The organism is Protofrankia sp. Cas3 (assembly GCF_963555955.1).
GTDB lineage: Bacteria > Actinomycetota > Actinomycetes > Frankiales > Frankiaceae > Protofrankia.
This window is the reverse complement of sequence record NZ_CAUVXP010000147.1, coordinates 12,676-14,997: the sequence shown is the minus strand read 5'-3', so window position 1 is coordinate 14,997 and position 2,322 is coordinate 12,676. Positions and strand designations below refer to the sequence as shown.

Sequence of the window (2,322 nt, the reverse complement as noted above, 5' to 3'; positions counted from 1 at the left end):
CAGGGTGCGAATATCGGTGTGGTCTCCGCGGTCTCCCTGCATTTCGTAGATCACGCGCTAGTCGGAGACCCTGATCCGCAACGTTCCGCGGCGACGACAGCGCGGAGGTCCTCCAGCCCTTCCTCGGCTTCGACGAGGCGGCGAAGCTCGTCGATGGGCAGGATCGCTGCGGTCGGCGTGCCGTTGCGGGTGAGGTAGACGACGTAGCCCTCGTGGACACGGTTGACCACCTCGCCGAGGCGCGAGCGCACTTCGGCGATACCGATTTCAACCTCCGAGGCACGAAGGTCAGTCTTGTGCGCCGCTGCGATCGTGATCGAAATGTACAACATGATCTATGGTTGCATCCGGTTAGGACGACATCCAGCGTGCCGACATGGGGCCGCACAGCCAGGACGCGGGGTGCCAGGGTCGGGAACTCCTCGACGGTCCTCGCAGCGCAGGGCTCCAGCTGGCGTCGGCATCCTGCTCAGTTCGCTCGGGCGATCTTTTCCACCATCCCGAGGGCCTACCACGATCACGGTAAGGGTCGCCGATCCTCGGCCTGCGGATTGCCCGGTCCTTCAACGCCGCCGAAGCCATTTTTTGATGGGATCTCAGCAATAATTAGGACCGAATGGAACGAGGATTCATTTGCTTGTGACGCGGTTGTTTGTAGGTTGCCATCCTATTGGTGAGCTGGGCGCTACCCTTTGACGATCAATCGTGTTTTGGGGGGAAAGTGACCTACGGGAAAACAGTTGAAAGATTGGCATCCGGCCGTTTCGGAACGTGCCTGCTCGGCCTGGCGGTGTTGTTGGTCGGTGCCGGCCTGACGATATTCGGGCCGACGAATCAGGCTCTGGCTACAGCGAAAAAGGCCAACCGCATTATTCTCAGTGGTTCGAGCTGGCTGAGTGGGAAGGGAGTCGATGTCTATTCGAATGACCATTCCTACAGTTCCGACCTGAACGACAAAAACTACGTCGACATCGGTCCCTCCGGCCAGCCCAAGTCGGTACTCAGCGGCTTGCGCTGGCAGTGTGTAGAGCTCGTCAATCGGCTTTATCTGGTCAGAGGTTGGATCACTAAAAATTGGTCCGGCGACGGTTATCAAATGTACGACACCGCGCCGAAAAATCTTTCCAAGGATAGCAATGGATCGATCGCCGGTGTAGGTGCTGGCGACGTTCTTGTCTTTGGCGGCGGTATGGGCGGAAAGGGTCATGTCGCAGTCGTCGAAAGCGTGAGTGGAACAGGCGACAAAGTCTCGGTATCGACGGTCAGTCAGAATCTTTCTGACAAGAATGATGGCGTCTGGTCAACGTTCAGCTGGGATAAGAAGCAGAAGAAGATCACGCCATTGAGTGGCTACACCACCATCGGTGTGGTTCATGCACCAGTGGCGCAACCCGCACGACCCGGGACGAGGCTCCTGGCCGATGTCAACGGCGACGGTCGGTCAGACGCGATCGTGATGTTCCGCGATTCGGGTGTCGCAATGGTTGCGCTGGCGCAGGCGGACGGCCGTTTCGGCGCTCCACAGAGCTGGGCTTTCGGCCACACCGTGGGTGCTGACACGTACTTCGCGGCCGATGTGGACGGCGACCGCCGGGCCGATCTGATTGCTTTTTGGGCCTCGACCGGACGCTGGCGGGTGAGCCTCTCGTCCGGCAGCGGATTCTGGCCTGAGACTGACTGGGCCTACGGCCACGGTGTTGGCACCAACCGCCAGTGGGTGGCAGACGTCACCGGGGACGGAAGGGCCGATGTAGTCACTTTCGATACGGCAAACGGGGACTGGTGGGTTTCGGCGTCGTCCGGTTCCGGTTTCTGGTCGCCGCAGCGGTGGATCTCAGGACACGGGGTCGGCACGACCGACCAGGCGTTGGCCGATTTCACCGGCGACGGTCGGGCTGACGCCGGAGTCTACATAGCCGGGGGCGGTGACTGGTACGTGGCCGCATCCACCGGAAACGGCTTCAGCTATCCCCCGCGATGGTCGGTCGGGCATGGCCTCAGCAGCACAAGTCGCCTCGTAGGTGATGTGAACGGTGACAAGCGGGCGGATGCCGCCTACTTTTTCGCGGCCAACGGGCACTGGGATGTCGGCACATCCTCCGGGTCCGGTTTCTGGGCGCCGACAGCATGGGCGAATGGTCATGGAATCGGCACGAACGAGCAGTTTCTCGCTGACGTCACGGGTGATGGTAAAGCCGATGTGGTGACCTTTGATGAAGTCAATGGGGACTGGTGGGTCTCGGTGTCATCCGGGTCCGGTTTCTGGCCGTCGCAGCGGTGGATCTCAGGACACGGGGCCGGTTCCTGACCCGGTGAGACAAA

2 protein-coding genes are annotated in these 2,322 nt (G+C 60.8%); one reads left to right on the top strand and one right to left on the bottom strand.

All coding sequences use genetic code 11. From position 1 onward, the window contains the following. Positions 1 to 50: 50 nt before the first annotated feature. The gene (locus U9983_RS21850; RefSeq protein WP_322755815.1) at positions 51 to 332 is read right to left on the bottom strand and encodes a type II toxin-antitoxin system Phd/YefM family antitoxin; all 282 of its coding nucleotides are present in this window, start codon (positions 330 to 332) and stop codon (positions 51 to 53) included. A 341-nt stretch (positions 333 to 673) separates the two neighbouring features. On the opposite strand from U9983_RS21850, the gene U9983_RS21845 reads away from it, so the two are divergent. After that, a complete protein-coding gene (locus U9983_RS21845) occupies positions 674 to 2,308 on the top strand; it encodes a VCBS repeat-containing protein (RefSeq protein ID WP_322755814.1) in 1,635 nt (544 codons plus the stop codon). Positions 2,309 to 2,322 lie beyond the last annotated feature (14 nt).

Bases quoted from the DNA above. Each gene is read 5' to 3' on its own strand.
- U9983_RS21850 (WP_322755815.1), bottom strand. From the start codon at position 332: ATGTTGTACATTTCGATCACGATCGCAGCGGCGCACAAGACTGACCTT.